Raw genomic sequence first — 2,926 nt, forward strand, 5'->3', positions numbered from 1 at the left:
CTCGAGGGCGCGTCCCACGTGGCGGGCGAACCGGGTCACGGTGTCCGGGTCGAACAGATCGGCGGCGTACTCGACGTTGAGGGCGAACCGGTCCGGCCGGATCACGAAGGTGGCGGTCAGGTCGAACTTGGCCGACCCCCAGGGCAGCGCGAAGTCGGCCGTCTGCGTGCCGGGCAGGCCGGCGTCGGCGGTGGAGGACTCCTGGACGTCGACCATGGCCTGGAACAGCGGGTTGCGGGACAGGTCGCGCTCGGGCCGCAGCCGCTCCACGACCTGTTCGAAGGGCACTTCCTGGTGGTCGAAGGCGCCGAGGACGACGTCGCGTACGCGGTCCACGAGGGCGCCGAAGGAGGGCCGCCCGGACAGGTCGGTGCGCAGGACGACGGTGTTGACGAAGAAGCCGATCAGCGGCTCCAGTTCGAGCCGTCCGCGTCCGGCGACGGGTGTGCCCACGCAGATGTCGGTCTGTCCGGTCCAGCGGGCCAGGACTGTCTGCGCGGCGGCCAGCAGCACCATGAAGCGGGTTGCGCCGCGGTCGCGGGCGAGGGCGTCGGCGCGGTCGACGAGGGCCGGGGGCAGGTCGATCTCGAGGGCACCGCCGCGGCCGGTGAAGGCGGGCGGCCGCGGCCGGTCGGTGGGCAGTTCCAGCACCGGTGCGCCGTCGAGGACCCGTTGCCAGTAGGCGAGTTGAGGTTCCAGGGCGCCGCTGTCGGCGCGGTCGCGCTGCCACACGGCGTAGTCGCCGTACTGCACGGGCAGCGGTGCGGACGGGGCGCGCCCGCCCGCCCGGCGGGCCGCGTAGTGCCGCCCGAGTTCGTCCAGCAGGACGCCCTTGGACCAGCCGTCGGTGACGGCGTGGTGGAAGGCGAGCAGGACGACGTGGTCGTCGTCGGCCAGTTCCCACACGCCGGCCCGCAGCAGCGGCGGCCGGCCGAGGTCGAAGCGGCGGGTGGCGTGTGCCGCGGCCAGTCGCCGTACGGCCTCCAGGCGGGCCTGCTCGTCGGGGGCCTGCGGCGCCGCCTCCCAGAGCAGGGGCACCGGGCCCGGGTCGCAGACCTGCTGCACCGGGCGGCCGCCGGTCTCGACGAGGGCCGTGCGCAGCACCTCGTGCCGCTCGGCGAGGTCGTCCAGGGCCGCCTGCCACGCGGCACGGTCCAGGCCCCCGCGCATCCGCCAGCAGTACCGGAGCAGGTACGACTCGCCGTGGTCGGAGGTGCGGTCCAGGAACCACAGGCGTTCCTGCGCGAAGGACAGGGGCAGTGGCCTGGTGCGGTCGACGGGGACGACCTCGGCGGCTCCGCCGGCGCGGGCGGCCGCCACCTGTGGGGCGAAACCGCGGACGGTGGGGTGCTCGAAGACGGTGCGCAGTTCGATCTCACGGCCGAGGCGCTGGGCGATCCGGGAGACCGCCATGGTCGCGAGCAGGGAATGGCCGCCGAGGTCGAAGAAGCCGTCGTCGATGCCGATCCGGTCCAGGCCGAGGACATCGGCCCACACCTCGGCGACGACGCGCTCGGTCTCGTCGCGGGGCGCGGTGTACGCCGGATCGTCGGTGGGGCGGGTGTGCGCGGGGTCGGGCAGGGCCGAGCGGTCGAGTTTGCCGGACACGCCGACCGGGAGAGCGTCCAGGACGACGAACTCGGACGGCACGGCGTAGTGCGGCAGGTAGCGGGCGCACCAGGCGCGCAGTTCGGCGCGGCCGGGCGCGGCGGGGGCGTCCGGGGCGGGTACGACGTACCCGACGAGTCCGCGTCCGGTGGCCCGGTCGGGGCGGGCGGCGGCAGCGGCGACCGGCGGGCAGGCCCGCAGCACCGTCTCCACTTCGCCGAGTTCGATCCGGAAGCCGCGGATCTTGACCTGGTCGTCGCGGCGGCCGAGGAACTCCAGCTCACCTCCGGGCGTCCAGCGCACGAGGTCGCCGGTGCGGTAGAGGCGGCCGCCGGGCGGTCCGTACGGGTCGGGGACGAAGCGCTCGGCGGTCGGTGCGGGGCGTCCGAGGTAGCCGCGGGCCAGCTCCGTGCCGCCGATGAGGAGTTCGCCCGCGACGCCGACCGGGACCGGTTCGCCCTCGGTGTCGACGACGTACACACGGCGGTCGCCCAGGGGCCGGCCGATGGGCACGGTGTTCCCCGGGGGGCCGTCGGCGTCGTGGGTGGCGGCGGTGACCGTGGTCTCGGTGGGCCCGTACGCGTTGCAGACCCGTACTCCCGGGACGGCGGCGCGCCAGGTGGCGAGGGTGTCGGCGGGAACGGCCTCCCCGCCGAGGACGAGCAGCCGCAGGGAGCCCAGGGCGGCGGCCAGCCGCCGGTCGAGGGAGAGCGTGAGCTCCGACCAGTAGGTGGGCGGCACGTTGACGACGGTCAGGCCGTACCTCTGGACGATCTCGGGCACCTGTGTGGGCAGCCAGGGCTCGTCGGGCCGCATGACGACGGTGGCACCGCAGGTGAGGGCGGGCAGCACCTGGTCCAGCGAGGCGTCGAAGGCGAAGGAGGCGAACGCCAGTACCCGGTCGGCGGAGGTGATCGCGTAGCGCTGCCGGGCGGCGGCGACGTGCGAGGCGAGGGCGGCGTGCTCGACGCCGACCGCCTTGGGTCTGCCGGTGGAGCCGGAGGTGAAGATGACATGGGCCAGTTCGCGGGGGTGCGGCCGGTGGCGGGGGGCATCGGCGGCCGGGGGCAGCGCGGTGACGTCCACCGTGACCGGTGCGAGCGGTGCGGCGGCATCGGCGGTGCCGGGTTCGGTGACCACACAGGCCAGCCGGGCCTCCTCTGCCATGTACCGCAGCCACTCGGCGGGCAGTTCCGGGTCGAGGGGCACGTAGGCGACCCCCGCCCGCCAGATGCCCTCGATGGCGGCGACCGACCACGGCCCGCGGCGCAGCAGCACGCCCACGGGCTCGCCCGCGGTGATCCCGGCGGAGCGCAGC

1 protein-coding gene is annotated in these 2,926 nt (G+C 75.2%); it reads right to left on the bottom strand.

From position 1 onward, the window contains the following. Nucleotides 1-2,926 (bottom strand): non-ribosomal peptide synthetase (locus B9S61_RS10345; RefSeq protein WP_146064770.1); only part of this gene is annotated, 2,926 nt, incomplete at both ends.

The sequence above is a fragment of the Streptomyces sp. SM1 genome (genome assembly GCF_002910825.1).
Classification (GTDB): domain Bacteria; phylum Actinomycetota; class Actinomycetes; order Streptomycetales; family Streptomycetaceae; genus Streptomyces; species Streptomyces okerensis.